Below are 24,595 nucleotides of genomic sequence, written 5' to 3' on the forward strand. Positions count from 1 at the left end.
GACCGGCGACCCGGTGCTCGAAATCCTACGTCATTGCCTCCACGCCGAAACGGCGCAGGGCCCGGGGCTTGGCGCCACGAGAGGAGAGCGGTGTTGAGAATGGCCTTGCTCGCAAATGAACAATGGCCGGAATGTGGCGAGACTGGGGCCGGTTCGGTCGGTCGGTGCGACGAGTTGAAACCTGCGCCGCTCCATCAGACCCCATATCAAGCGGCTTTGCGCCGCCTCGTGATATAGAAACCATCGAGTCCACCAAGATGAGCAAGCATGCCGGGATCGGTGCGCAGGCTTCCATTTGTGTCCGGAGAGAGGCCCGCTGGCAGATCGCCTGGTGCGATCGGAACCGTTTGCAGGCCTGTAAATGTCTGTTGCTCGCCTTCGGCGGGTTCGAGTGAACAGGTGGCATAGACCAATAGCCCCCCCGGCTTCAGCCATTGGCCGGCTCTCTCGATCAGCGAGGCCTGGAGTTCGACCATCTCCTCGATCTGACGCTGACCGATGCGATGGATGACGTCGGGATGGCGTCGGGCCGTCCCCGTTGCGGTGCAAGGGGCATCGAGCAGGATCGCATCGAAATGGTGCTTCGGCTCCCAGACAAGTGCGTCAGCACGAACCACGCCTGCCTTGAGGCCGGTACGTTTGAGATTTGCCTTGAGCAGATCGAGGCGGCGTTTGGAGATATCGAGCGCAGTTACCTGCCAGCCCTGCGCCGCCAGTTGCAGCGTCTTTCCTCCAGGTGCGGCGCACAGGTCGAGCACATGGCGCCCCTCACCGTTTCCGAGCAACCGCGCGGGCAATGAAGCAGCCAGATCCTGCACCCACCATTCGCCCTCGGCAAACCCGGCCAGCTTTCCTACATTTTCACCGCGCGGAAGGCGCAGGTGCCCAGGCATGATGCTATCGGCGGCAAGCTTCGCCTTCCAGATCTCGGTCTGTGCCGGGTCCTTCAACGTGATATCGAGCGGTGGCGGCTCGGCAAGTCCTCGCGCGATCGAAGCACTTCGCCCACCCCAGCGCTCGGCAACTTCGGCAGGCAGTGTCGGCATGTCCGGCAGGACCACTTCGCGCTTGGCCAGTGCCGAGAAGACACCGTGCGCCAACTTGCGCGGTCCCCCAGCGAGCAGAGGCAGGCATGTCGCGATGACCGCATGTGGCGGGGTCTGCAGGCGCAGCCACTGGGCCAGCATCATGCGCAGCACAACTCGCGCCTTGGCATCCTCGGGCAGCGGCTTCTTCGTCGTGCTGTCTATGAGGGCATCGAGGTCGATCAGCCAGCGCAAGACTTCACTGGCAATTGCCCGCGCGAGCGCCTTGTCCTCGAATTTTCGCAAATCCTTGGTCGCGGAGGCGAAGGCGATATCGAGCGTCTCGCCCCGGCGCAGGACGGCATCGAGCAGGCGAAGCGCGGCGCGGCGCGCATGTATTCCGGTGGGCTGGACCATGAGACAGCGCCCCTACCCGCTCTTGCGCAAAGCCGCCAGCGTGCTCATCTTGCACTCATGACAAAACGCGCCACCAAGCGGCCCGAGACTTTCGAGAAGCCGAAGCATTGGAACAGCGAACCGCCGCCAGAACCGAAAAAGGGTAGCGACGACGAAGACCTCAGCCCCACCCGCTACGGCGACTGGGTCAAGGATGGCATCGCGATCGATTTCTAGATTTTCTCGAGCCGGACCTTGAGCCCGTCTTTTGGCTTGGGAATCGGCCAGGGCTGCCAGTCCGGCTCCTGCTCGAGGCTGACGCGATAGCGCGGCAGGAACTGCGCGAGCAGGATCTTCACCTGCATATAGGCGAAGTGAAGACCCAGGCACATATGCGCGCCGCCGCCGAACGGCACCCATGCATATTTGTGACGGGCCTTCACCTTGTCGGGCGTGAATCGCATCGGATCGAAGGCAAAGGGATCGTCCCAATGCTCTTCTTCATGGTGAACGAAGTACTGGTTGATATTGACATGGCTGCCCGCCGGGATGCGATATCCGCCAAACTCGAATTCTCGTAGCGCACGGCGCGGCATCGATGGGACAGGCGGTACCATACGCAGCGCTTCCTTGAAGGCCATTTCGCAGAGTTCGAGTTTGCCCATGTCCTCATAGGCAAGATCGCGCGGCTTGCCGTCCGAACCCGCGCCGCCAGTTACGCTTTCGACTTCCTGCCGCAGTTTTTCCTGCCATTCGGGGTGCTTCGCGAGCAGCCAGATGAGCGAGGTCGCCGAGCTGGTAATCGTGTCATGGGCAGCCATCATAAGAAAGTTCATGTGATCGACGACTTCATCGACCGGCATGAGACTGCCATCCTCATATTCGGCCGTAGCGAACTGGCTGAACATATCCTGCCCGCCGCCCTCGGCCCGGCGGCGATGCGTTTCCCGGGTGAAAAAATCCACTAGGAAGGCACGACCATCCACGCCGCGTTTCATCTGGGTGAAGGGCAATGGCTTGCGCACCGGTGCTACGCTCGCCTGAACCATATCGATGAAAGCGGTGTTGATCCGATCGGCTTCCGGCCCCCACTCGATGCCGATGAAACTGTCTGCGGCAAGATCGAGCGTCAGCGTCTTGATCTCCGGATAGAAGCGCATCGACCCTTCGCCCCAATTCTCCACCTTCTTCGCAATCCCGCGATTGAGGCTGCCCGAATAATGCCGCATCGGCTCAGGCTTGAAGGCGATGGAAAGAGCGCGACGATCTGCGCGGTGGTGATCGAAATCGAGCAGCATGAGCCCGCGCGGGAAGAGCTGGTCGAGGATCGGACCCCACCCCTGTTCGCTGCTGAAATTCCTGCCTCGGTCGAACAGTACCAGTTCGTTGGCATCGGCACCGATCAGCGCGATGTTCCAGCCCCCGAAAGCCTTGTTCTTGTACACCCGACCATAGGTCCGGACCATGTGCCGGGTGAAGGCGTGCGGGTCCTTGAGCATCCTGAAAGTGTTACCGACCAGCGGCCAGCCCCCTTCGCCGGGGATGTGGGCTAACTGATCGTCGTTCAGATTGCCTTCGGTCCAGTGCGTCGGGATGGGATCGTGTGCTGCCGAGGTTGCCATGGGACGACTATGCCTCAGCAGGGATTAAGTAGCAATTAGCAATCTATCCAGCCGGACAGCTCACGCCGAAGGATGGTTTCGAGCATGATCAGACCCGCCTCCGAGGTATTGAGGCAGGAAAGAGCAGCGAAACTTTCGCCCCCACCTTCAAGGAATTGGTCGCGCCCCTGGATCGCCAGCTCTTCCAAGGTTTCGAGGCAATCCGCGGAAAACCCAGGAGCCGCGATGGCCAGTCGTTTCGTCCCTTTCGCAGCTTCTTCGCCGATGACTGTATCTGTCGCTGGCTCGAGCCATTTGGCCGGGCCGAAACGGGACTGGAAAGTTGTGCGAATTCGCAAGTTTCTGCCTGTCAGCCGTTCTTGCAGCAGCCGCGAAGTCTTCTGGCAGTGACAGTGGTAGGGATCGCCAAGATGCAGCGTTCGCTCAGGCATCCCATGAAAGCTCAGGAGCAGGACTTCTGGTTGAAAATCGAGCGCATCCAGTTGGCGGGTCAGGTCTCTTTCCAGCGCATAGATATAGGCCGGATCGTCGTGATAGGCCGGCAAAGTGCGTAGCGCAGGTTGCCAACGCATTGTCCGCAACTTGTCCGCAGCCTTGTCCACAACCGTAGCCGTCGTCGCAGCTGAATATTGCGGGTAGAGCGGGGCGATCAGGATACGCTCGCAGCCAGCGTCCATCAGCGCCTGCAAACGGTCAGGGATTGACGGCGTGCCGTAACGCATTGCCCAATCGACCTTCACGCCTTCGCCGAATGCCTCCTGCATGGCCTCCGCCTGTTTACGGGTAATGACTGCGAGAGGCGAACCCTCCTTTGTCCAGACCTGCGAATAGGCGTGCGCGCTCTTCTTGGGCCGGGTGTTGAGGATTATCCCGCGCAGGATGGGCTGCCAGGCGATGGGCGGAATCTCGACCACGCGGCGATCTGACAGAAACTCCGCAAGATAGCGCCTGACGGGACCGACTTCGGGGGCATCGGGTGTGCCGAGATTGACGAGCAGCAAGCCCACCCGTCCCGATTGCACGGGGGGATGGTCTGTGGGGAGCTTCTGTGGCTGCAAGGTCATGGGGCCAGCGGCAGACGGTAAGATCGCTCACCCGTCAAGGCAAAGAGCGCATTGGCTATGGCCGGCGCGGCAACGGAGACACCGATTTCTCCCGGATCGAAGGGCTCCGCATCACTCGCCACAAAGTCGATCAGCATGTCGGGCATATGCGAGAGACCCGGCAGCCTCATGCCGCCCAATGTCCTCGGCACCGGATGCCCGCTGTCGAAGCTCAGCGGCGCGCCCAGAGCGATGCCCATACCGTATAGAAGGCCACCTTCTATCTGCTGGCGCGCTATATCAAGGTTCACAATACGCCCGATATCGACGACCGCACTCAATTGCCGCACAGCTATACCGCCCTCGCCGCGCCGAACATGGGCGACACAGGCAATATGGCCTGCCCGCTCGGGATCCCGGCCCATACGGACCATGGCAAGGCCTTCGCCTGACCCTTGCTGCCCCCCATCCCAGTCCCCGAGCCGCGTGGCCCGTCTCAGAACTTCGGCCATGCGCGGAGCTCCGCCCAGCATGGCCATCCGGTAGAGAAACGGGTCACGTCCTGCATTCCTTGCGAGTTCGTCGACAAAACACTCGGTGAAGAAGGAGGTGTATGCCTGCGCCCCTCCGCGCATACGACCAGTCGGCAGACCGATGCTGGCAGGCACATGCTCCACGGCGACATGCGCGATCCGATAAGAGGGGATCGCGCCCTCCACTACATAGCTGTCGGGCTCGCCCGCACTTTCGCGCTGCGCAGCTTCGACCACGTAATTGTCGAACAACCTGTGGCCGGTTTCACGCATCCAGGCGGGAGCCGTGATGCGGGAGCGCCAGGCGACGGGCTGACCCTGCGCGCCCAGGACCGCAGCAATGTCCGCCGAGACCGGAGCGCGTGGCGGTACGGACTGGAACTCCTGCGCACGGGTCCAAGTCAGCTGGACGGGTCTACCTACCTGTGCCGCAATCTGTGCCACCTCGATCGCATGCTGCTTTTCGAGCCGAGCATCGAAGCTCCCACCAGCCGACATGGGGTAGAGGATTACGTCCTCCGCCGAGAGCCCAATGGCCTTTGCTGCCGCATCGCGCGCGGCGGCCGGAGCCTGGGTAGCGATCCAGAGCTCGAGCCGCCCGTCGGACAGCCGCGCAGTCGCCGAAGCGGTTTCGAGTGGAGCATGCGCGGCCGCGGCTACATCATAGCGCCGCGTAAACTGCACATCTGCGAGCAGACCATCGGGCTCTCCGATCGTTTCGATGCGTTCGGCAAGGTCCTCCGCCGCTTCGACCGCTCTCTCCATTTCACTCTCAATCACAACCTGCTCGAGCGCGCCGGGTCCGGTGAATTGCGGGCGCATTCTTGCCAGGGCCTGGTCCGCGATCCACCAGCTTTCGGCGACAGCTGCCAACCAGCGCCTGGATCGTACCACTGCAACCAGTCCTTGCGTCCCGGCTGCAGCGTCCTCGTCGAACCGCAAGAGTTCCGGCAGACCATGCGGCCCGTGACGGATTGAAGCGTAGACCAAGCCCGGCAGGCGAATATCCCCCGCGAACAGATGGCTGCCGTCCACTTTCGACGGCAAGTCGAGCCGCGTAAAAAGCGTTTGCGCACCTCCTTCGCCGGGTATGGGCTCCTCGAAGGCCGGCAACGGCCGGAGTGGTGGCGGATCGGGTGGATCGTAGTCTGCCGCCTCCTCCACCAGATCGCCGAAAGGCAGGCGGTTGGATCCGCGAATTACGAAGCCTTCCGCTACTTCGCATTCTTCCGGCTCGATTTCCCAGCGGTCGGCCGCAACCCGGGTCAGCATGTCGCGCGCGCTGGCTGCGGCCTCTCGCAAAGGCAATTCATACGCCGCCAGGCTAGTGCCTGCAGCGGTCAGAGTGAAATCGTTCGACCGTGCGAATCTCTTCACCGTGCCATCCTGCGGATGATCCCCGGCACCGAGGAATCCCTCCCACAGCGGCGCCCATTCGGCGGCGAGCGGAAGATTGGCGAAAAAGCCCGCAGGCGGAACGGGTTCGATCCCCACCTGGCGCCAGTCCGCACCGAGCTCGGTCGCCGCGACCTGCGCCAGCACCGTACCCACGCCCTGCCCCATTTCGAGTTGCGGAAGAGCTACCGTGATTACCCCGTCCCGCCCGATGACAAGCCAACCGCCAAACTCGGTCTCATCTTCACGGGCAGCCAACGGGCTCGCATAGCTGCGCGGCCAGAGCGACCATGCAAGGAGCAGCCCCCCGCCCGCCGCTGCGCCGACCAGCAGCTTGCGGCGGGATACTGGAAGGCCGCTCAGTTTTTCGCGGAGATCCATGCCTGCAATCTTTCGGCAATCCGCAGGAAGGGTTCGGCAATGGAGCTGTCACCTGCCGCCGGTGGATCGCCGGCATCGCTACCTTGCCTGATCGCGATATCGAGCGGGATACGGCCGAGGAATGGCAGGTCGAGCTTTCCGGCCGCCGCTTCCACACCGCCCGCGCCGAAGGGATCGGACAGTTCACCGCAATGAGGGCAGGCATAGCCCGACATATTTTCGACCAGCCCGATGACTTCCACGCCTGCGGTATCGAACAACTGTCCGGCGCGAGCGGCATCGATCAGCGCCAAATCCTGCGGTGTCGAAACCAGTATCGCGCCGGCCGGTTTGAACTTCTGGATCATGGTGAGCTGCACATCGCCCGTTCCCGGAGGCAAATCCACCAGCAAGACCTCGGTGTCCTTGCTCCAGTGCGCTTCGATCAACTGCCCGAGTGCGCTGGCCGCCATCGGCCCGCGCCAGGCCAACGCCTTGCCTGGTGTAACGAGGTGACCCATCGAGAGATGCGGAACATCGAACTTGCCTTCGATCGGAACCGGTTTGTTGTCGCGGGCAACGGGCTTTTGGCCCTGTGTGCCAAAGATCATCGGCTGCGAAGGCCCATAGATATCGGCATCTACCAGCCCGACTTTCACACCGCTGCGCGCCAGGGCGATGGCGAGATTGGCGGTCAGCGTCGACTTACCCACGCCGCCCTTGCCCGAACCGACGGCAATTATCATCGGCTCCTTTCGTTCGGCTGTCATGACAACGCGTACGTCGCCGACATCTTCGCGCACTTCGAGTTTGTCGTGGATCAAGCGTTCCATATCGGCACGCTCTTCGTCGGAGAGGCCTGCAACGTCGAGCACCACCGTCGCCCGTCCTTCGTTGAGGACCGATCCCGTGATGCGGGCTGCGATTTCGGGTGAAAACTGGTCGGAAAAGTCGGCTCGGCTCATGTCGACCGCTGCTGTAGCATCGAAAAGCGCGCTGCAACCCCTGTTTTTCCGCCAAAGCCTTCCTATAAGACACTTATGAGAATTTTGGACGGGCTTGGACAGAGGATCCGCCTCGCAATGGCAGGAAACAATCCGTGGGGTTCGGGGAGCGAAGGCTCTTCGGGCTCGGGTGATGACGGAGATAAGGGAGGCAACGACAAGCCCAAGGGGCCGCGCAATCCTTGGCTTCCACCAGGTTCCGGCGGCACAGGCGGCGATGGACGTCGCGGCCCGAATATCGAGGAAATTTTCAGGAATCGCGGGCCTGAAGGCCCGCGTCGTCGCGGTGGCGGCGGAACGGGCGGACCGGGTTTCCGCATGCCGCAGCGCCCCGGCGGGAAAAGTTGGTTCCCGGTTCTGGTTGTCGGAATCATAGCGCTTGGTCTGCTTGCCACCAGCGTCCACCTCATTGGTCCGCAACAGCAGGCTGTGGTCAAGACACTTGGCAATTATACACGAACGCTCGACTCGGGCCTTCAGTTCTCCGCGCCTTTTCCCATCGAGTCTGTCGAAGTGGAAGATGTCCAGGGGGTGCGCGCCGTGCGCATTCCTGGCAACGATAGCCAGGTAAAGCTCATCCTTACCGGCGACCAGAATCTGGTAGATCTGAGCTACATCGTTCGCTGGAACATCAGAAACCTCTCCGATTTCAAGTTCCGCGTAGTCGATCCAATCGAGACCGTGAATGAAGTGGCTGAAGCCGCCATGCGCGCCTCAATTGCCGAAAAGCAGCTCGACGAGACGTTCTCTGGCCAAGGCCGTGCGGCTATCGAACTCGACGTGCGCGAAAGAATGCAGCGCACTCTCGACAATTACCAGGCCGGCATCAATGTGCTGGGTGTCGAAATCGAAAAGGCTGACCCGCCCGGCCAGGTAGTCGATGCCTTCCGCGATGTGCAGGTCGCCGAACAGAATGCCGATGCCGCGCGCAACCAGGCTGAGGGGTATGCCCAGCAGGTGCTGGCGCAGGCGCAGGGTGAAGCCCAGGCTTTCAACAAAGTGTACGAAGAGTACCGGCTCGCCCCGGAAGTGACGCGCCAGCGCCTCTATTATGAAACGATGGAACGCGTTCTGAGCAACACTGACAAGACCATCATAGAGACGGAAGGGGTTACGCCCTACCTACCGCTCCCCGAGATCCGACGGCGCGCGCAGCAATCGCAGCCAGCCACCACCGTAACCGCGCCCGAAGGACAGTAAGATGCAGCGTATCTGGGAAGATCACCGCCTGTCGATCATTGTCGGCGCAATCGTTCTGCTCGGTCTGTTGATGAGCGTCTATGTCGTATCGGAAGAACAGCAGGCAGTCGTCATCCGGACCGGTGAGCCGATCGGCACGGTCAATACTCCGGACGGAAAAACAAATGCGGGCATTTACCTCCGCATGCCGTTCGTGGACCGTGTCGTGCGCGTCGAGAAACGATTGCTGGACCTCGAGATGAGTGACGAGGAAGTGCTGTCCAACGACCAGCAGCGCCTACTTGTCAATGCCTATGCTCGCTTCCGCATCATCGATCCGGTTCGCATGGTGGAACGCGCCGGCTCGACCGATGGTGTGCGCAACGCACTCGAACCGATTCTCAACTCGGTGCTGCGTCAGGAGCTCGGACGCCGTACTTTTCAGGCCATGTTGACCGCGGAACGTGGATCAGCCCTCGAGAATGTACGTATTAATCTCGATCGACAGGCGCGCCAGTACGGCGCCGAAGTTGTCGGCGTGCAGATTACCCGCACGGATTTACCTGACGCGCCTCTGCAATCGGCGTTCACCCGGATGGAGTCGGACCGTCAACGCGAAGCGCGCACGATCCGCGCGCAAGGTAATCGCGATGCCCGCATCATACGTGCAAATGCCGATGCCGAATCTGCGCGCATCTATGCGGAAGCGTTCGGTAAGGATGCGGATTTCTACGATTTCTACCGTGCGATGCAGAGCTACGACGCAACGTTCGCTTCGGAAAATGATGCGGCAAGCAGCATCATCCTTTCGCCGGACAACGAGTATCTGCAGCAGTTCCGCGGACGCCGTTGATCTTTGGTCGAGAGGGGCGGACTGCGAGCATCCTCGTTCAAGGGGCGTTCAGCGCGTCGGAGCAGTTTGCCGCACAAGGAACCGCAGCCTCAGCGCTGCATAGCCTGACTGCACGCGCGCAATGTGACGTGAGATAGAGGATTAGAAAGAGGACGTGAAAAAAGTGCGATATGCCTATTCCGTAACCGCGACCCTGCTGGCTGGTGGCGCCGCCCTTTCCCTCGCCGGTTTTCCGGCCGGAGCCCAGGTTGCTCAAAACGACGACGCGCAAATGGCCCGCATGGTCCCGCGTGCAGGAGCGCCGGAGAGCTTTGCGGATCTGACCGCCCAATTGCAACCTGCCGTAGTCAATATTTCGACGCGTCAGCGTATCGAAGTGCAAAACGGAGGCAACCCGTTCGCCGGCACTCCGTTCGAGGGACTGTTCAACAGCCGCCAGGGACAACAGGAGACTGAACCGCAGTATCGCGAGGGTCAGTCCCTTGGTTCGGGCTTTATCATCTCGGCCGATGGCTATGTCGTCACCAACAATCACGTGGTCAGCCCCACCGGGCGAGGATCGGTCGAAGAAATTACCGTGACCCTGCCCGACGGAACCGAATATGAAGCCGAATTGATCGGTACGGATCCGCAATCGGATCTCGCAGTGCTCAAGGTCAATCGCGACGAGCCGTTCCCGTTCGTAACCTTTGGCGATTCCAGGCAGGCACGTGTCGGCGACTGGGTTATCGCTATCGGTAATCCCTTCGGTCTTGGCGGCACTGTCACCAGCGGGATCGTTTCTTCGGTGCTCCGCAACACCGGGGGCGGTGCCTACGATCGCTATTTGCAGACCGATGCCAGCATCAACCGCGGCAATTCAGGCGGCCCCCTGTTCGATATGGAGGGCAACGTAATAGGCATCAACAACGCCATTATTTCGCCAACGGGTGGCAGTGTAGGCATCGGCTTCGCCATTCCGGCCGAGACTGCAGAGCCTATTGTCGACAAACTGGTGCGCGGCATCGAGATTGAACGCGGCTATCTGGGCATCCAGATCCAGCCGGTAAGCGATGATGTCGCTGCTTCGCTGGGTCTTGAACGCAACCGCGGCGAAATCGTGCAGATGGTCCAGTCGGGCGAGGCCGCAGATCGTGGAGGCGTCGAGGCAGGTGATATTGTGCTCTCGGTCAATGGACGCGAGGTGACACCGGATCAGACCCTCTCCTATCTCATCGCAAATATCGCACCAGGTACGACCATTCCGCTGGATGTAGTCCGTGATGGCGAGCGACGCCGCCTCAACGTCACTGTCGGCAAACGTCCGAGCGAGGAGGAATTGCGCCAGAGCCAGATGTTCGACCCCGATGTGGAATCGGAAGATGATATGGCACCCAGCGACAGTGAGGTGCTGGAAGAGAGCCTTGGACTCCAGGTGCTTCAGTTAACCCCGCAGATCGCCCGCCAACTCGGCGTAGGTGCCGACACACAAGGCCTGGTCGTGGCTTCGGTCAACCAGAATTCGGATGCCGCACGCAAAGGCTTGCGGCGCGGGGATATTATTCTGACGGCGAACTATCGTCCGGTACTTCAGGTATCGGAACTTGAGGCAATCGTCCGCAGCGCTCAATCGGATAATCGCGATGCCGTGCTGCTTCGCGTCCAACGGCGCGGTGGCTCACCAGAGTATGTCGCCATACGCATGCGTTAATCGCTTAAGCGGGTGATACTGATAAAGCCCTCCCGGTTCGCACCGGGAGGGCTTTATCGTGTCTGCGCTCAGCCCGGAGTGCGCGTCGGAGTTGGTGAAGGTCGTGTCTCATCACGTCCGATCACCCCGTCGAGGAAATCGTCGTCCACCGCCTGCGGTGCTCCGTCTGCCCCACGGCCAACGGAAGATTGGGAGCGCGGAGCAGGAACACGCGGTCCGGGTGCCGGAGAACGCGGGCGCATCGCATCACCTACGCCATCCTGACCTTCCCCCTCTCCGGGGAAAGGAAGCGCGCCGCCGGGCTCTTCGCTGCGGCCGGGCTCGATGAGATTACCCTGCTCGTCTATGTAATAATAATCGTCCGGATCTCCGAAAAAGAAGTCATCCTCTTCTTCCAACTGCCATTCAGGCAGCTGCAACTCGGTGTCGAATTCCTCGACCGGGCGATCCTTCACAGCGTAGCGCATATAGGCCGCGAAGGCCTGCGCCGGCGCGCGACCGCCTTGCAATCCGCCGACACGCGCGTTGTCGTCGCGACCCATCCACACACCGGTGGTAATGCCTGATGAAAAGCCGACGAAGTACCCGTCCTTGTTCGAACTGGTGGTGCCCGTCTTGCCCGCCACCGGCCGGCCGATCTGAGCCGCGCGTCCGGTACCGGTCTGAACGGCGGTCTGCAGCAAGTCGGTAATCCCGCGCGCGACATGGTCGGGAATCAATTGCGAGCTGCGTGCGCGCTCATGCTGATAGAGCAGATCGCCATCCGCAGTAGTTACCTTGACGATACCATAGGGTTCGACCGAAGAACCGCCCGCCGACACCGCAGCAAAGGCCCGGGTCATGTCGAGCAGGCGAACCTCGTTCGAGCCCAGGACCATAGCCGGATAGGTATTGATTGGGGTGGTAATACCGAACCGTCGCGCCATCGAGGCGACCGCGCTGAAACCGACCTCGTTTCCGAGCTGCGCCGCAACTGTATTGATCGAATAAGCGAAGGCAGTGCGAAGATTGGTCTCGCCGATATTGCGGCCGTTCGAATTGCGCGGGCTCCACCCACCTATCGATACCTCGGTATCGACCACCCGGTCTTCAGGCGTATACCCCGCTTCGAGAGCGGCGAGATAGACGAAGAGCTTCCAGCTCGAACCCGGCTGGCGCAGCGCATTGGTGGCGCGGTTATAATTGGTCTGGACGTAATCGGTGCCCCCCACCAAAGCGAGGATGGCACCATCCCGATCCAGGCTTACAAGCGCGCCTTGCGCACCCTCCGGTGTGTTGCCTGCAACCGATGCGGTCGCCGCTCTTTGCATACCCGGATCGAGTGTTGTCCAAACTTCGATCGGTTCGAACGTTTCGGGCAGCAGCAAATCGAGCTGTGGCAGTGCCCAGTCGGTGAAGTAGCGGACCGAATTGGTGCCGGTTTCCTGTTTGAGCTTTACAGCGGAAACGTCGACCTGCGCTTCGCTCGGGCTGATCCTGCCCTGTTCGCGCATAAGCCGCAGCACCACACTGGCCCGCCCAACGGCGGCATCTACATCGGCGGTGGGCGAATAGCGGCTCGGCGCTTTTACCAGCCCGGCGATGATCGCGGCCTCTGCCGTCGAAAGTTCGGTCGCGGGATGGCTGAAGAACTTCCGGCTGGCCGAATCGATGCCATAGGCCCCTCCTCCGAAGTAGACCTTATTGAGATAAAGCTCGAGGATCTGCTCCTTTGAAAACTTCCATTCGAGCGCCATGGCCAGCACGGCCTCCCGCAGCTTGCGGTCGAGCGAGCGATTGGAATTCAGAAAGACGTTTCGCGCCAGCTGTTGGGTAATCGTCGATGTCGCACCAAGCCGGTCTTCGCCCGTCGCCCAGACATAGACTGCACGCGTCAGGCCATAGGGATCGACGCCGGGATGCGAATAGAAGCGCCGGTCCTCGACCGAGATCATCGCATCCTTCATCACCTGCGGGATTTCGTTGCTGGATAGCCATTTGCCGTAACTGGGTCCGAGCTCCACGATTTCCGTACCGTCTCGTGCACGCACAACAATAGTCTGCGCATTCTGAGTCGCCTTGAGCTGGTAGTAGCTGGGCAAGGAACGCGCCGCGAAGGCCACCGCAATGGCGAGAAAAACCAGGCCGAGCACGGCGGCCCCGCCGCCCCATATGAGCAAGCGTCTTAGCCAGAGCCTCATTCGGCCGGTGCCGTGCCTGCCTTCCGCGTCCGCTCGTGCTGCGCGTGCCGCTCGCCTGCTGCTTTTGCGGCGGCTGCCTCTCTTGTCCATCGAGTGCAAATTCCCTCGTTTACGATTGGATTGCCCTTTATCCGCCAAGGCCTGTCATGGCGAGACGTAACCTCGGGTGAACACGGAATTCGCGTGGAGAATGGCACCAGTCAATCGTCCGGTTCGAACTCCAGTGCCGCGGAATTGATGCAATAACGAAGCCCGCTTTCGCCCGGTCCATCGGGAAAGACATGTCCCAGGTGTCCTGCACAATTGGAGCAAACCACCTCGGTACGTACCATGCCGTGCGTTACGTCGCGGTGTTGCTCCACCACGTCGTCTTCGGCCGGGGCGGTGAAGCTGGGCCATCCCGATCCGCTATCGTATTTATCCGCACTTTCGAACAGCAGTTGGCCGCAGCCCGCACAGTGATATTCGCCGTCAGCCTTGTTCTTTTCGTACTTCCCCGTAAAGGCGCGCTCGGTGCCTTTTTCGCGTAAGATGTGATACTGCTCGGGGGTCAGCTTCTCACGCCACTGCTCATCGGTCATTACGAGCTTTTCGGTCACTGCTTGTCCTTTCTCGGGGTTCTGCCCATATCAAGAGAACAGGGCGCCATGCGGACTGTTCCGCTTTCGCTTGACGATTCGCAAGGCCAACGCTAAGTGCGCCGCTTTCCGGCGGTCCATCCGCCCTTTTCGACACGCCAAATTGAATTTCGCCGCTGTTCGCTGCGGCTCGACCGAGGACAAACATGGCCAATACGCCGCAAGCCAAAAAGCGCATCCGTCGCAACAACCGCCGCGCAGAGATCAACACCTCGCGCATGAGCCGCATCCGCAACTTCGTGAAGAAGGTGGAACTGGCGCTTGAATCTGGCGACAAGAAGGAAGCGCAAACCGCTTTGCAGAACGCCCAGCCCGAGCTGGCTCGCGGCGTTGCACGCGGCGTGCTGCACAAGAATACTGCGGCCCGGAAGATGAGCCGCCTGTCGAAGCGCGTCGCCGCTCTCTGATTCGGGTCCGGCTGCGGCCTACCAGATGAAATTTCGAAGGGGTCGCCGGAATATCCGGCGGCCCCTTTTGTCTTATAAGGGTTGCGCTTCAAAACCGAACTGTCACTCCAATGTAACGTGATCCTCGGGATTCCTGCGATTCGCGGGCCTAGTCTTCTGAAATCTACGTAATTTCAAATGCATGAACGGGGGACTGCGGGGTAGCGTCGAGTCAACAAGTTTATTTCGACTTTTTTACAGTTATCCCCCTTGCGACTCATCCCGAGAGCGACTTAGAAAATGGTTCTGCCCGGGGGGGACAGCCCGGGTATTCACATCGATGGCCAAGGGGAGGGACCACCCGTGAATCAACCGATTCCGGGCAACGGCGGAGCCGTGCCTACGCTCCTGGCGAACCGCCTTAAAATAGCAGACGATCACGTATCGGATCGTTTGGGGGAATGAGAAAATGACAAAAACGGGCGAGCTTGCTGGCAAGCGGAAGGCAACTGACGACATGGAAGATCTCGAGGCGGTAAACCTGGCAGCGGATTGGGCCGACATTAGCCAGGGACTCCGCAAGGATCTGGGTCACCAGCTTCACAGCCAGTGGATCAAGCCGATCCAGCTAGGGAAGATCGATGCAGAGACCGGTACGCTCGATCTCTATCTTCCGACCGAATTCAGCGCCAACTGGGTCAAGGACCGTTTCGCCGACCGGTTAAGTCTGGCCTGGAAGATTGCGCGCAGCGAAGTTCGCAAGGTCGCCATTTCAGTCCACCCCGGACGCCGCCAGGTTGCCGATTTGCGTCTCCACAATGATGGCCGCCGTCCGGCCAACGACGCCGATACTTCGATGATGGCGATCGGCGCAGACACGCTGGGGGATTCCGGCTTCACCTCATCGGTCGGGCTCGACGCGACGCTGACCTTTGCCGCTTTCGTGACGGGGGAGGCAAACATACTCGCATTCAACGCTGCGCAGCGCATGGCCGCCACCGAGAAACCGCAGTTCAGCCCGCTCTATCTCAAAGCTGCGACCGGTCAGGGCAAGACTCACCTTCTCCACGCCATCGGCCATACATTCCTTCAGACGCACAACCGCAGCCGTATCTTCTACTGCAGCGCCGAGCGGTTCATGGTCGAATTCGTCCAGGCGCTGAAGGCGAACCGGATGATCGAGTTCAAAGCCCGCCTGCGCAGCTTCGATCTTTTACTGGTCGACGATATCCAGTTCATCATCGGCAAGGCTTCGGCACAGGAAGAACTGCTCTATACGATCGATGCGCTGCTGAACGAGGGCAAGCGCCTGGTCTTCGCCGCCGACCGCGCACCGCAAGCACTCGACGGGGTCGAACCGCGCCTTCTTTCGCGCCTTTCGATGGGGCTCGTCGCCGACATCCAGCCAGCCGATATCGAATTGCGCAAGAAGATCCTCCACTCCAAATTGACCAAGTTCGCACCGCTATCCGTGCCCGAGGACGTGCTCGACTTCCTTGCGCGTACCATCACCCGAAACGTTCGCGAACTGGTCGGCGGCCTCAACAAGTTGATCGCTTATGCCCAGCTTACGGGGCAGGAAGTCTCGCTCCAGCTGGCCGAGGAGCAACTCACCGACATCCTCTCGGCAAACCGCCGCCGGATTACCATCGACGAAATCCAGCGGACCGTGTGCCAGTTCTATCGGATCGACCGCAGCGAGATGAGCTCCAAGCGTCGTGCGCGCGCGGTCGTCCGCCCGCGGCAGGTGGCGATGTATCTTTCCAAGGTACTCACTCCTCGCAGTTATCCCGAAATCGGGCGCAAGTTCGGCGGGCGCGATCATTCCACCGTAATCCACGCCGTGCGCCTGATCGAGGATCTGCGCCAGCGCGATGCCGACATGGATGGCGACGTGCGTAGCCTTCTCCGTCAGCTCGAAAGTTGACCCATTTCCACTCCGTAGCCCTTCGGATCGCACAGGCGCGGAGCCAGAACTGATCGACAGGCCGGGCGCAGAGGCCTGTCGACAGTTTTCCCACTTGATGCCAACAGGCTTTCCATGAGCCTGTCCCTTGATCGCCTCGACCGTTTTGCACGCCATATCGTCCTGCCGGAAATCGGCGGCGCAGGGCAGGTCGCGCTGGCCAGGAAGCACCTTGTGCTGGTTGGACTGGGCGGGATCGGCAGCCCCGCGTTGCAATATCTTGCCGCGGCGGGGATAGGCAGACTTACACTGGTCGACGACGACAAGGTCGATATCTCGAACCTGCAACGCCAGACGCTCTATAACGAACGCGATGTCGGTCATGGCAAGGCCATTTCCGCCAAGCGCTGGATAAAGCTGTTCGATCCCGCGCTCGATGTCGAAATCAGCGACCGCCGAATAGATCCTTCCCGCGCCGCCGCGCTTGTCGAAGGCGCCCATCTCGTGCTCGACGGAACCGATAATTTCGCCACCCGTCTCGCGGTATCGGATGCCTGCGTGAAGGCAGGCGTACCGCTTCTGTCAGCCGCAGTCGGGCGCTTTCAGGGCCAGGTCGGAGCTTTCGCAGGACATTTGCAGGGAGAAGCCTGCTACCGCTGCTTTGTCGGTGATGCCTTCGATGCGGAGGATTGCGACACTTGCGCCGAAGACGGCATGCTCGGCGCGATGGCCGGATGGGTGGGAAGCTTCGCTGCACTGCAGGCGGTGCGAATCCTGCTCGAAGACGTCAGCGGCTTTGGCGACCCTCAATGGAGCCGGGTGAACCTGCTCGACGGGATACAGCCCGGAATGCGGCAATTCACGATTGCAAAGGACCCGGCTTGCAAGGGTTGCGGATCAGGAACCTAATATCTGAGACACCCATTCCGGCACGAGGTCGCCCGCTTTGCCTTGGCGAGATTCATCGAACCAGTACGAGCCCTCGCCGCGTTCCAGATTGAGTTCCAGCGTGCGGGTACCTAGTTCTTTCGCCTCGCGCACGAAACCCGCGGCCGGATAGACCGCGCCGCTGGTACCGATGCTCACGAACAGGTCCGCACGGCGTAAGGCCGCATAGATTCGGCCCATCTCGTAAGGCATCTCGCCGAACCATACGACATCGGGACGCAACGTGTGCTCACCGCAACCGGGACATGCCGGACGCTCGAAAAGCGGGTCGCTCCAACGGTGCCGTGCCTCGCACCGCGAGCAGAGTGCGCTCAGCAATTCGCCATGCATGTGCAGCACTCGCTTGGCCCCGGCCCGCTCGTGGAGATCATCTACATTTTGAGTCACGATCAAAAGATCGCCTTCCCATTCCGCATCGAGCCGCGCCAGCGCCACATGCGCGGCATTGGGCGAAACCTTCCGGACCGCCTCGCGCCGTGCATCGTAGAAGCGCTGGACGAGATCGGGATCTCGCGCGAAGCCTTCCGGCGTGGCGACATCTTCCACCCGGTGCTGTTCCCACAGACCTCCGGCATCGCGGAAAGTATCGATCCCGCTCTCTGCGGATATTCCCGCGCCGGTCAGGACGACGATGTTGCGGATATTGGTCATTGCCCTCACGTAGCGAAGCGGTAGGGCAGGTTAAAGCCTACCAATGAACTACGGGAACCAACGGAGGGGCTATGGCGAATATCGGTGTCATCGGCAGCAAGGGCGCGATGGGTGAGGCACTGCGGCGCGTGATCGAGGCATCGGGCCATGATTATGCCGGGGGTGCGGACAAGGGCGACGATGTCAGCAAGCTGGCCGATGTGTCGGACATTCTGGTCGATTTCTCCGCCCCGGGCGCACTGCAGTCCAACCTGCACGCCGCCGTGGGTGCGGGAATTCCGATAGTGATCGGAACCACCGGCCTTGAAGACAAGCATCACGAAGCCATCGACCACGCCGCGCGGGCCGTGCCCGTGCTCCAGACCGGCAATACTTCGCTGGGCGTCACATTGCTGGCCCATCTCGTACGTGAAGCGGCCTCCCGCCTCGGAAGCCAGTGGGATATCGAAATCGTCGAAATGCACCACCGCCGCAAAGTCGATGCTCCCTCCGGCACGGCCCTGTTGCTCGGCGAGGCAGCAGCAGAAGCACGGGGCATCACGCTAGCGGACAATCGCGAGAGTGGGCGCGACGGTCACACCGGCGCGCGGGCCGAGGGTGCGATCGGCTTCGCGGCCCTGCGCGGCGGCACGGTGGCGGGTGAGCACAGCGTGATCCTCGCGGGCGACGAGGAACGGCTCACCCTCTCGCACAGCGCCGAGAATCGTGCGATTTTCGCCCGCGGCGCGATCCGGGCGGCCGAATGGCTGCGCGGGAGAGAGCCGGGCCGCTATACCATGGAACAGGTACTGGGCATCTAACGCACCTTTCATGACCAGGGACCAGATCTTCGAATTCTTCCGGCGTCTGGCAGAGGACAATCCTTCGCCCGAGACGGAACTGGAATATGGCAATGCCTACCAGCTGGTGGTGGCAGTGGCGCTATCGGCGCAGGCGACCGATGTCGGAGTGAACAAGGCAACCCGCGCGCTGTTTCGCAAAGTTGAGACGCCCGAGCAAATGCTGGAGTTGGGCGAGGAAGGATTGAAGGACCACATCAAGACCATCGGCCTGTTCAATTCCAAGGCGAAAAATGTGATCGCCATGAGCCAGTTGCTGGTGGCCGAATATGGCGGCGAGGTGCCCGACACGCGCGAGGACCTCGTCCGGCTGCCCGGCGTGGGCCGCAAGACCGCCAATGTCGTGCTCAATTGCTGGTTCGGGCAGGAGACCTTCGCGGTCGACACGCACATCCTGCGCGTTGGCAACCGCACCGGCCTCGCCAAGGGCAAGACCCCCGAGCAGGTCGAGGCAAAGCTCGAGAAGCGCGTGCCCCAGCCCTTCCGCCTCGGCGCGCATTACTGGCTGATCCTGCACGGGCGGTATGTCTGTAAGGCCCGCACGCCTGAATGCTGGCGCTGTAAAGTGGTGGACCTGTGCAGCTACCGGAAGAAGGTACTGGAGAAGCCGAAGGGGCGCTAAATGATTAGTGTATGGTCAGCGCCGCAATTTGAGCAGCGCTTCTCGGGCCATGGGAGGCTGTAATCCAAAGCCCGCCCATTCCGCATGAAGAGCGATTCGTCACACCGTGGGCAACGAAGCCATAACGCTGGAAGAAACGCGACAATCAACAAACTCCACAGGCCAACCGCTCCGAGGGTGAGGAAAAGAGCTACTACGAGCAAAGGCGCACAGATGACGAAGATGATTGCTCTGGCATAGGGTGACATTATTCAAATATCGTCCGCCGAGACCATCTCGCCCCGGTCGATCTCTCCCGTCATCACCGCCACCGTTGTCGCCACTGCCACGTCGCCGCTCACGTTCGTGGTAGTACGCATCATGTCCATGATCCGGTCCACACCGGCCACGAAAGCAATCGTTTCCAGCGGCACACCGACCGCGCCGAAGACCAGCGCCATCATGATAAGGCCCGCACCCGGAATGCCCGCCGCACCAACCGCGCCAAGTGTGGCAAGGATCGAGATGAGGAAGTAATCGCCCCAGCTTAGGTCCACTCCGAATATCTGCGCGCCGAACAGCGTTGCGAGGCCGAGATACATTGCCGTGCCGTTCATGTTGATCGTCGCGCCGAGGCTGATCACGAAGCTCGCCACCGAGTTCGATACGCCGAGATTTCGCTCCGTGCAGCGCAGGGTGACGGGCAGTGTCGCATTGGAGCTGGCAGTCGAGTAGCTCACCGCCATCGCGTCCACGATGCCCCGGAAGAAATCGCGCACCGGCAGCTTGGCGAGGAACTTGATCATCGCCGAATACATGACGAAGATAATCAGTAGGCAGCCAGCATAGTTGAGCGCGACCAGCTTCGAGAGCGCCAGAAGCGCATCGAGACCCAGCGTGCCGGCCACCCAGGCCATCAGCGCGAAAACGCCGAAGGGCGTCAGTTCCATCACGATCATCGTGACTTTTTGCATGATCACCGCGCCGCTATCGAAGACCTTCTGCACGGGCAGGCCGTCTTCCTTCGCCATCAATATGCCGATACCGATCAGCATGGAGAACACGATCAGCGGCAGCACCGCGACATCGGCCATGACCTGAACCGGGCTTTCGGGCACGATGGACAGGATCATATCCACCGCCGTGGTCTCGTTGGGCATGGGGGTTTCGCCGCGCTCGATCGCGCTGGTATCGACCCCGCTGCCGGGAGCGACGAAGGTGCCGAGCGCAAGGCCCAGCCATACGGCGATCTGGCCGGTGACGACGAAGAGCAGCATGGCCCTCCCGCCGACTGCGCCGAGTTTGCGCAAATCGCCGATGGCGGCGACGCCGGAAACGAGGCTGAAGAAGATCAGCGGGACGACCAGCATCTTGATCGCCTTGATGAAGAAATCGCCGATCCACTTGATGCTTTCCGCATCCGGCCCCCAGGCATAGCCGGTCAGCACGCCCAGGATGAGCGCAGTCAACACACGCTGCCACAGCGGAATTTCGAACCAGACCCTCAGCATGCGTATCCCCTCACGTCCCGGTAAGTTATGTCAGCGCGTCCTTGGCTATGCGCGCGTAGATGCGGCTTAGCGTGGAAAGGTCTTCGATGGCTACAGCTTCGTCGCGCTTGTGCATGGTGGCGTTGACAAGGCCGAATTCGATCACCGGGCACACCGCGCGCAGGAAGCGGGCATCGGAGGTGCCGCCGGTGGTGGAGGGTTCGGGGTCGAGGCCCGTTTCCGCCTTCACCGCACGCGCGATGATGTCGCTGAATTCGCCCGGCGGGGTGAGGAAGGGTTCGCCAGAAATGATCGGTAGTGCAGTGCCGCCGTGCTTTTCGGCAATGGCGACGACCTTTTCGGAAAGCGAGGCGCCCGAATGCTCGTCGTTGAAGCGGATCGAGATGCGCGCCTTAGCGGCTTCGGGAATGACGTTGTGGGCCGGGTTGCCGACCTCGAGATCGGTAATTTCGAGGTTCGATGCCTGGAACCAGTCATTGCCCTCGTCGAGCACCAGCGCGTCAAGTTCGGCAAGCATGGCGACCAGCTTGGGGATCGGATTGTCGGCAAGGTGCGGGTAGGCAACGTGGCCTTGGGTTCCTTCAACCGTGAGCCAGATATTGAGCGAACCGCGGCGGCCGATCTTCATCATGTCGCCCAGCCGGTTCACACTGGTGGGTTCGCCGACCAGGCACAGATCGGGCTGATGGCCTGCCTCGCGCATGAAGTCGATCAGCGCGCGGGTGCCATGGAGCGCGGGGCCTTCCTCGTCCCCGGTAATGATGAAGCTGATCGTCCCCGCCTCGGCCGGGACGTTTTTCACCGCGTCGACCATGCAGGCGATCGCGCCTTTCATGTCGACTGCGCCCCGCCCGTAGAGCAGGTCTCCGCGCACTTCGGGGGCGAAAGCGTCGGAGGTCCAGCCGCCGCCGGGAGGCACTACATCGAGATGGCCCGCGAAGGCAAAGTGCTTCGATCCCGCCGGTCCATGGCGGATGGCGAAGAGATTTTCGACCGGCGCCTCGGGGCTGCCTGTTTCGCCATGCCCGCTAATGAAGCGCTTGATCGTGAAGCTGAACGGTTCGAGCATTGCTTCAAGCTCGTCGAACACGGAGCCGGTGGCGGGGGTTACGCTGTGCGCGGACATCAGCCGCTTGGCGAGTTCGAGGACTTCGGTCATGGTCCCTCCGCTAGCAGGAGTGCGACCCGATGCCCAAGCTCGATCTCGATACCATCCCCCGGACCAATGCGACCGGCTACCCGCCGCCCTTTGACGAGGACGTCCAGGGTCGCTGGTACCGCCGCCTCGCCCCCGCTGCAGGGCTGACGAAGCTTGGCGCAAGCCATGTCGTCCTGGAGCCCGGTGCCTATTCCTCGCAGCGGCATTGGCATGAGGGGCAGGACGAACTCGTCGTCATGCTGCAGGGTGAAGCCATCCTGATCGAGGACGATGGCGAAGTCCCCGTCCATCCGGGCGATATCCTCGCCTGGCCCGCCGGCAGGAAGAACGGCCACCGGCTCCACAACCGCTCCGACAAGCCCTGCGTTTTCATCGCCATCAGCGGCGGCGACCGCAACGAGGACCGCGGCGAATATCCCGATATCGACATGGTCTTCACGCCGGAGGGCTATTTCCGGAAGGACGGCACGCCCTATCCGACCGAGCGCGTGCCCTAGTCCCGCTCGGGCTCCGGCAAGGCGCCGGGCGCGAAGGCGGCATCGAGATACTCCGCCATGCGAATGCCCGCCTGAGTGACGCGCTTCTGCGAAACGGGGATCGCGCGCTCGATATCTTCCTGCGTCAGTGCGGTTTCGCCCGGCAGATCTTCACCCTCACAGGCCGGCCGGTCGAAGGCGTTGGGATAGACGAAATCACGGCTCGTCTCCCAGCTCTCGCGGCCCCAGTCGGCGGGCGTACCCCCGCCCAGTTCGGCGCGCTCTGCGGCGTTGTAGCGACGCACCAGCGGTACGGGCGAAGAGGTGATCGCGCGTTCCGCCAACGGCCCGTCCCAGATCCAGTGGAGATTCAGCCCCGGCGCAATGCCATAGGCGGTGTCGATATCATTGCCGCCGCGGTCGTCATGGTCGCCCGAATGGAGCGGCATGTGCACATCGCCGATGAAGTGGACGAGGAAGGCAAGCGCTTCCAGCCGGACATTGGCGGGCAGGCTCTCGTCGGAAAGGATCAGCTGGTTGCGTTCGATCTGCGCGAGGATGCAGTTCTGGCCCGAACAATTGGCGCGCGGCTCGTAAGCCTCGCACACGGGCGCAGTGCGATAGTGCCAGGCGAAGGTATAGCCCCAGCGCCAGTAATCCTTGCGCAGGCAATCGGGCCAGGTGCTGGCATCCTCGAGGCTGGCAAGGTCGCATCCCTCCACGCCCAGTTCGGGCGCAGCCCTCAGCAGGCGCGCGATCCCGGCGCGCGTTTCGGGACGCACATTTTCCATCGCGATCGCCGCCGTGGTGCGGTGGGCATAGAAGCCCCAGGCCTGCACCTGCGCCGGAAGCAGCGCCAGCAGCGCCGCAAATGCGATCAGGTAACGGTTTCGTATTGCTCTATGACCCATTCTTCGTTTTCCGATGCCTCGATCCAGGCCTGCATCCATTCGTGTTCCCACATCGCCTCCATATAGGCTGCGGCGAAGCCGGGAACGGCGATCTCATAGCTGATGAAACGTGACACTACAGGTGCAAAGAAGATGTCCGCCGCGCCGAAAGTGCCGAAAAGATAGGGGCCGCCATTGCCGAAGCGGCTGCGCGCCTCCGCCCAGAGGGTGAGGATGCGCAATATGTCCGCCCGGCAGTTTTCGCTCGGCTCGAATCCCTCGAAGCGCTTGCGCACGTTCATGGGACATTCGCTGCGCAGCGCCTGGAAGGAACTGTGCATTTCGGCGACCATCGATCGGGCCATGCCCCGCGCCGTATCGTTCTTTGGCCAGAACCGGTCGCGGCCCACCTTGTCGGCAAGATATTCCATTATGGCGAGACTGTCCCACACGACGGCCTCGCCGTCCCACAACAAGGGAACCTTGCCCGAGGAAGGGCGGATTTCGCCATCCTGCTTGGAAGCCTCCCAGTTCTCTCCGAAGAGCGGAACGACGATTTCCTCGAAGGACAGGCCGGATTGCTTGGCCGCCAGCCAGCCGCGCAGGCTCCAGCTTGAATAGTTCTTGTTGCCGATGATGATCTTCATGCAGGCTCCACCTTTCCCGTCCGGTTTGCGCCCTAATCGTTCATCCCCGCGCTGTCGACGCTGAATGGTGACAGGGCGACCGGGCGCAAGATACTGTAGGAAATTGGAAAGCGCTGGCATAGAACGGCGGCATGACCCTGCGCCCCTTCCATCTCGCATTTCCCGTCCGCGACCTTGAGGAAGCACGCAGCTTCTACGGCGGCCTGCTGGGCTGCGCGGAAGGACGCTCGTCGGACGAATGGATCGATTTCGATTTCTACGGCCACCAGATCGTTGCGCATACGGGCGGCGAAAGCGGCGACCGCGCCAGCAACCCGGTCGACGGGTACGATGTCCCCGTCCCCCATTTCGGCGTGGTGCTGACGATGGAAGACTGGCAGGCGCTGGCCGACCGGCTGGTTGCGGCAGGGACGCAATTCGCCATCGAACCCACCATCCGCTTCAAGGGCCAGCCCGGCGAACAGGCGACGATGTTCTTCCGCGACCCCAGCGGCAATGCGCTGGAGATGAAGGCGTTCGCGGACGATGCGATGCTGTTTGCGCGTTAGGCTGGATTTTATTGCGGACGCCCAGAAGGAGACGTTCCGCTGACGACGCCTGTGTGGACGGCTCTCCGTTGGCAAGGGATAATTTGAACTGAGCTTAGCTTGTTGAGGCGCCCAT

At 61.5% G+C, this 24,595-nt stretch carries 23 protein-coding genes; 11 read left to right on the top strand and 12 right to left on the bottom strand.

Annotated elements, in window-relative coordinates:
* Positions 1-206: 206 nt before the first annotated feature.
* Complete coding sequence (locus tag K3180_RS11720; protein ID WP_221541099.1) at positions 207-1,442, bottom strand: RsmB/NOP family class I SAM-dependent RNA methyltransferase; 1,236 nt, start codon at positions 1,440-1,442, stop codon at positions 207-209.
* Positions 1,443-1,499: 57 nt separating this feature from the next.
* Here K3180_RS11720 and K3180_RS11725 point away from each other — a divergent pair, with 57 nt between their 5' ends.
* Positions 1,500-1,658 carry a DUF1674 domain-containing protein gene (locus K3180_RS11725; protein WP_221541100.1) on the top strand — a complete coding sequence of 53 codons (159 nt, stop codon included), beginning with the start codon at positions 1,500-1,502 and terminating at the stop codon, positions 1,656-1,658.
* Here the strand turns inward: K3180_RS11725 and K3180_RS11730 are convergent.
* Genes K3180_RS11730 through K3180_RS11745 form a run of 4 tightly spaced genes read right to left on the bottom strand, consistent with a single transcriptional unit; the run spans position 1,655 to position 7,339 of the window.
* Positions 1,655-3,043, bottom strand: coding sequence for a cytochrome P450 (locus K3180_RS11730; protein WP_221541102.1), 1,389 nt, complete (start codon positions 3,041-3,043; stop codon positions 1,655-1,657). The genes K3180_RS11725 and K3180_RS11730 overlap by 4 nt on opposite strands.
* A gap of 35 nt (positions 3,044-3,078) precedes the next feature.
* On the bottom strand, positions 3,079-4,107 hold the full coding sequence (hemH, locus tag K3180_RS11735) for a ferrochelatase (RefSeq protein WP_221541104.1): 1,029 nt from the start codon (positions 4,105-4,107) through the stop codon (positions 3,079-3,081).
* Positions 4,104-6,395 carry a molybdopterin cofactor-binding domain-containing protein gene (locus tag K3180_RS11740; protein WP_221541106.1) on the bottom strand — a complete coding sequence of 764 codons (2,292 nt, stop codon included), beginning with the start codon at positions 6,393-6,395 and terminating at the stop codon, positions 4,104-4,106. The genes hemH and K3180_RS11740 overlap by 4 nt, the downstream gene beginning before the upstream one ends.
* Positions 6,374-7,339, bottom strand: coding sequence for a P-loop NTPase (locus K3180_RS11745; RefSeq protein ID WP_425594527.1), 966 nt, complete (start codon positions 7,337-7,339; stop codon positions 6,374-6,376). The genes K3180_RS11740 and K3180_RS11745 overlap by 22 nt, the downstream gene beginning before the upstream one ends.
* Before the next feature lie 117 nt (positions 7,340-7,456).
* On the opposite strand from K3180_RS11745, the gene hflK reads away from it, so the two are divergent.
* From hflK to K3180_RS11760, 3 genes are all read left to right on the top strand, one after another.
* Positions 7,457-8,578, top strand: a complete 1,122-nt coding sequence (gene hflK, locus K3180_RS11750) for a protease modulator HflK (protein ID WP_247710515.1) — start codon at positions 7,457-7,459, stop codon at positions 8,576-8,578.
* Between the two features lies 1 nt (position 8,579).
* Positions 8,580-9,410 (top strand): protease modulator HflC, encoded by an 831-nt coding sequence (gene hflC, locus K3180_RS11755; RefSeq protein ID WP_221541109.1) that lies wholly within the window; start codon positions 8,580-8,582, stop codon positions 9,408-9,410.
* A 163-nt stretch (positions 9,411-9,573) separates the two neighbouring features.
* Positions 9,574-11,100, top strand: a complete 1,527-nt coding sequence (locus tag K3180_RS11760) for a Do family serine endopeptidase (protein WP_221541149.1) — start codon at positions 9,574-9,576, stop codon at positions 11,098-11,100.
* A 68-nt stretch (positions 11,101-11,168) separates the two neighbouring features.
* Here the strand turns inward: K3180_RS11760 and K3180_RS11765 are convergent, their stop codons facing one another.
* Positions 11,169-13,280 (bottom strand): transglycosylase domain-containing protein, encoded by a 2,112-nt coding sequence (locus tag K3180_RS11765; RefSeq protein WP_247710516.1) that lies wholly within the window; start codon positions 13,278-13,280, stop codon positions 11,169-11,171.
* Between the two features lie 200 nt (positions 13,281-13,480).
* Positions 13,481-13,861 carry a peptide-methionine (R)-S-oxide reductase MsrB gene (msrB, locus tag K3180_RS11770; protein ID WP_221541151.1) on the bottom strand — a complete coding sequence of 127 codons (381 nt, stop codon included), beginning with the start codon at positions 13,859-13,861 and terminating at the stop codon, positions 13,481-13,483.
* A gap of 203 nt (positions 13,862-14,064) precedes the next feature.
* Between msrB and rpsT the strand changes: the two genes are divergently transcribed.
* The 3 genes from rpsT (at position 14,065) to K3180_RS11785 (ending at position 17,119) form a co-directional block, all read left to right on the top strand.
* Positions 14,065-14,325 (top strand): 30S ribosomal protein S20, encoded by a 261-nt coding sequence (rpsT, locus tag K3180_RS11775; protein ID WP_221541114.1) that lies wholly within the window; start codon positions 14,065-14,067, stop codon positions 14,323-14,325.
* Between the two features lie 448 nt (positions 14,326-14,773).
* The gene (dnaA, locus tag K3180_RS11780; RefSeq protein ID WP_221541115.1) at positions 14,774-16,231 is read left to right on the top strand and encodes a chromosomal replication initiator protein DnaA; all 1,458 of its coding nucleotides are present in this window, start codon (positions 14,774-14,776) and stop codon (positions 16,229-16,231) included.
* A gap of 114 nt (positions 16,232-16,345) precedes the next feature.
* Positions 16,346-17,119, top strand: coding sequence for a HesA/MoeB/ThiF family protein (locus tag K3180_RS11785; RefSeq protein ID WP_221541117.1), 774 nt, complete (start codon positions 16,346-16,348; stop codon positions 17,117-17,119).
* On the opposite strand, the gene K3180_RS11790 is transcribed toward K3180_RS11785, so the two are convergent.
* Positions 17,108-17,809 carry an NAD-dependent deacylase gene (locus K3180_RS11790; RefSeq protein ID WP_221541119.1) on the bottom strand — a complete coding sequence of 234 codons (702 nt, stop codon included), beginning with the start codon at positions 17,807-17,809 and terminating at the stop codon, positions 17,108-17,110. The two genes, K3180_RS11785 and K3180_RS11790, sit on opposite strands and share 12 nt — an antisense overlap.
* 71 nt (positions 17,810-17,880) lie before the next feature.
* Between K3180_RS11790 and dapB the strand changes: the two genes are divergently transcribed.
* Both dapB and nth read left to right on the top strand, forming a co-directional pair.
* Positions 17,881-18,609, top strand: coding sequence for a 4-hydroxy-tetrahydrodipicolinate reductase (gene dapB / locus K3180_RS11795; protein WP_221541121.1), 729 nt, complete (start codon positions 17,881-17,883; stop codon positions 18,607-18,609).
* 10 nt (positions 18,610-18,619) lie between these two features.
* Positions 18,620-19,270, top strand: coding sequence for an endonuclease III (gene nth / locus K3180_RS11800; RefSeq protein ID WP_221541123.1), 651 nt, complete (start codon positions 18,620-18,622; stop codon positions 19,268-19,270).
* Positions 19,271-19,521: 251 nt separating this feature from the next.
* On the opposite strand, the gene K3180_RS11805 is transcribed toward nth, so the two are convergent.
* Together K3180_RS11805 and dapE are read right to left on the bottom strand one after the other, a co-directional pair.
* Positions 19,522-20,760: a dicarboxylate/amino acid:cation symporter gene (locus K3180_RS11805; RefSeq protein WP_221541125.1), complete on the bottom strand. Its 1,239-nt coding sequence runs from the start codon at positions 20,758-20,760 to the stop codon at positions 19,522-19,524.
* Positions 20,761-20,785: 25 nt separating this feature from the next.
* On the bottom strand, positions 20,786-21,919 hold the full coding sequence (gene dapE / locus K3180_RS11810) for a succinyl-diaminopimelate desuccinylase (RefSeq protein WP_221541126.1): 1,134 nt from the start codon (positions 21,917-21,919) through the stop codon (positions 20,786-20,788).
* 29 nt (positions 21,920-21,948) lie between these two features.
* Between dapE and K3180_RS11815 the strand changes: the two genes are divergently transcribed.
* On the top strand, positions 21,949-22,416 hold the full coding sequence (locus tag K3180_RS11815; RefSeq protein WP_221541128.1) for a cupin domain-containing protein: 468 nt from the start codon (positions 21,949-21,951) through the stop codon (positions 22,414-22,416).
* On the opposite strand, the gene K3180_RS11820 is transcribed toward K3180_RS11815, so the two are convergent.
* Positions 22,413-23,306, bottom strand: coding sequence for a S1/P1 nuclease (locus K3180_RS11820; RefSeq protein WP_221541130.1), 894 nt, complete (start codon positions 23,304-23,306; stop codon positions 22,413-22,415). The two genes, K3180_RS11815 and K3180_RS11820, sit on opposite strands and share 4 nt — an antisense overlap.
* Complete coding sequence (locus tag K3180_RS11825; RefSeq protein WP_221541133.1) at positions 23,273-23,932, bottom strand: glutathione S-transferase family protein; 660 nt, start codon at positions 23,930-23,932, stop codon at positions 23,273-23,275. Before K3180_RS11825 ends, K3180_RS11820 begins: the two co-directional genes overlap by 34 nt.
* Positions 23,933-24,063: 131 nt before the next feature.
* Between K3180_RS11825 and K3180_RS11830 the strand changes: the two genes are divergently transcribed.
* Positions 24,064-24,480: a VOC family protein gene (locus K3180_RS11830; protein WP_221541135.1), complete on the top strand. Its 417-nt coding sequence runs from the start codon at positions 24,064-24,066 to the stop codon at positions 24,478-24,480.
* Positions 24,481-24,595: the final 115 nt, after the last annotated feature.

This window comes from Qipengyuania huizhouensis (assembly GCF_019711635.1).
Lineage (GTDB): Bacteria > Pseudomonadota > Alphaproteobacteria > Sphingomonadales > Sphingomonadaceae > Qipengyuania > Qipengyuania huizhouensis.

Excerpts from the sequence above, each read along its gene's own strand:
- K3180_RS11720 (WP_221541099.1), bottom strand. The coding sequence starts at position 1,442 with ATGGTCCAGCCCACCGGAATACATGCGCGCCGCGCCGCGCTTCGCCTG.
- K3180_RS11725 (WP_221541100.1), top strand. The coding sequence starts at position 1,500 with ATGACAAAACGCGCCACCAAGCGGCCCGAGACTTTCGAGAAGCCGAAG.
- K3180_RS11730 (WP_221541102.1), bottom strand. The coding sequence starts at position 3,043 with ATGGCAACCTCGGCAGCACACGATCCCATCCCGACGCACTGGACCGAA.
- hemH (WP_221541104.1), bottom strand. The coding sequence starts at position 4,107 with ATGACCTTGCAGCCACAGAAGCTCCCCACAGACCATCCCCCCGTGCAA.
- K3180_RS11740 (WP_221541106.1), bottom strand. The coding sequence starts at position 6,395 with ATGGATCTCCGCGAAAAACTGAGCGGCCTTCCAGTATCCCGCCGCAAG.
- K3180_RS11745 (WP_425594527.1), bottom strand. The coding sequence starts at position 7,339 with ATGAGCCGAGCCGACTTTTCCGACCAGTTTTCACCCGAAATCGCAGCC.
- hflK (WP_247710515.1), top strand. The coding sequence starts at position 7,457 with ATGGCAGGAAACAATCCGTGGGGTTCGGGGAGCGAAGGCTCTTCGGGC.
- hflC (WP_221541109.1), top strand. The coding sequence starts at position 8,580 with ATGCAGCGTATCTGGGAAGATCACCGCCTGTCGATCATTGTCGGCGCA.
- K3180_RS11765 (WP_247710516.1), bottom strand. The coding sequence starts at position 13,280 with ATGAGGCTCTGGCTAAGACGCTTGCTCATATGGGGCGGCGGGGCCGCC.
- msrB (WP_221541151.1), bottom strand. The coding sequence starts at position 13,861 with ATGACCGATGAGCAGTGGCGTGAGAAGCTGACCCCCGAGCAGTATCAC.
- rpsT (WP_221541114.1), top strand. The coding sequence starts at position 14,065 with ATGGCCAATACGCCGCAAGCCAAAAAGCGCATCCGTCGCAACAACCGC.
- dnaA (WP_221541115.1), top strand. The coding sequence starts at position 14,774 with ATGACAAAAACGGGCGAGCTTGCTGGCAAGCGGAAGGCAACTGACGAC.
- K3180_RS11785 (WP_221541117.1), top strand. The coding sequence starts at position 16,346 with ATGAGCCTGTCCCTTGATCGCCTCGACCGTTTTGCACGCCATATCGTC.
- K3180_RS11790 (WP_221541119.1), bottom strand. The coding sequence starts at position 17,809 with ATGACCAATATCCGCAACATCGTCGTCCTGACCGGCGCGGGAATATCC.
- dapB (WP_221541121.1), top strand. The coding sequence starts at position 17,881 with ATGGCGAATATCGGTGTCATCGGCAGCAAGGGCGCGATGGGTGAGGCA.
- nth (WP_221541123.1), top strand. The coding sequence starts at position 18,620 with ATGACCAGGGACCAGATCTTCGAATTCTTCCGGCGTCTGGCAGAGGAC.
- K3180_RS11805 (WP_221541125.1), bottom strand. The coding sequence starts at position 20,760 with ATGCTGAGGGTCTGGTTCGAAATTCCGCTGTGGCAGCGTGTGTTGACT.
- dapE (WP_221541126.1), bottom strand. The coding sequence starts at position 21,919 with ATGACCGAAGTCCTCGAACTCGCCAAGCGGCTGATGTCCGCGCACAGC.
- K3180_RS11815 (WP_221541128.1), top strand. The coding sequence starts at position 21,949 with ATGCCCAAGCTCGATCTCGATACCATCCCCCGGACCAATGCGACCGGC.
- K3180_RS11820 (WP_221541130.1), bottom strand. The coding sequence starts at position 23,306 with ATGGGTCATAGAGCAATACGAAACCGTTACCTGATCGCATTTGCGGCG.
- K3180_RS11825 (WP_221541133.1), bottom strand. The coding sequence starts at position 23,932 with ATGAAGATCATCATCGGCAACAAGAACTATTCAAGCTGGAGCCTGCGC.
- K3180_RS11830 (WP_221541135.1), top strand. The coding sequence starts at position 24,064 with ATGACCCTGCGCCCCTTCCATCTCGCATTTCCCGTCCGCGACCTTGAG.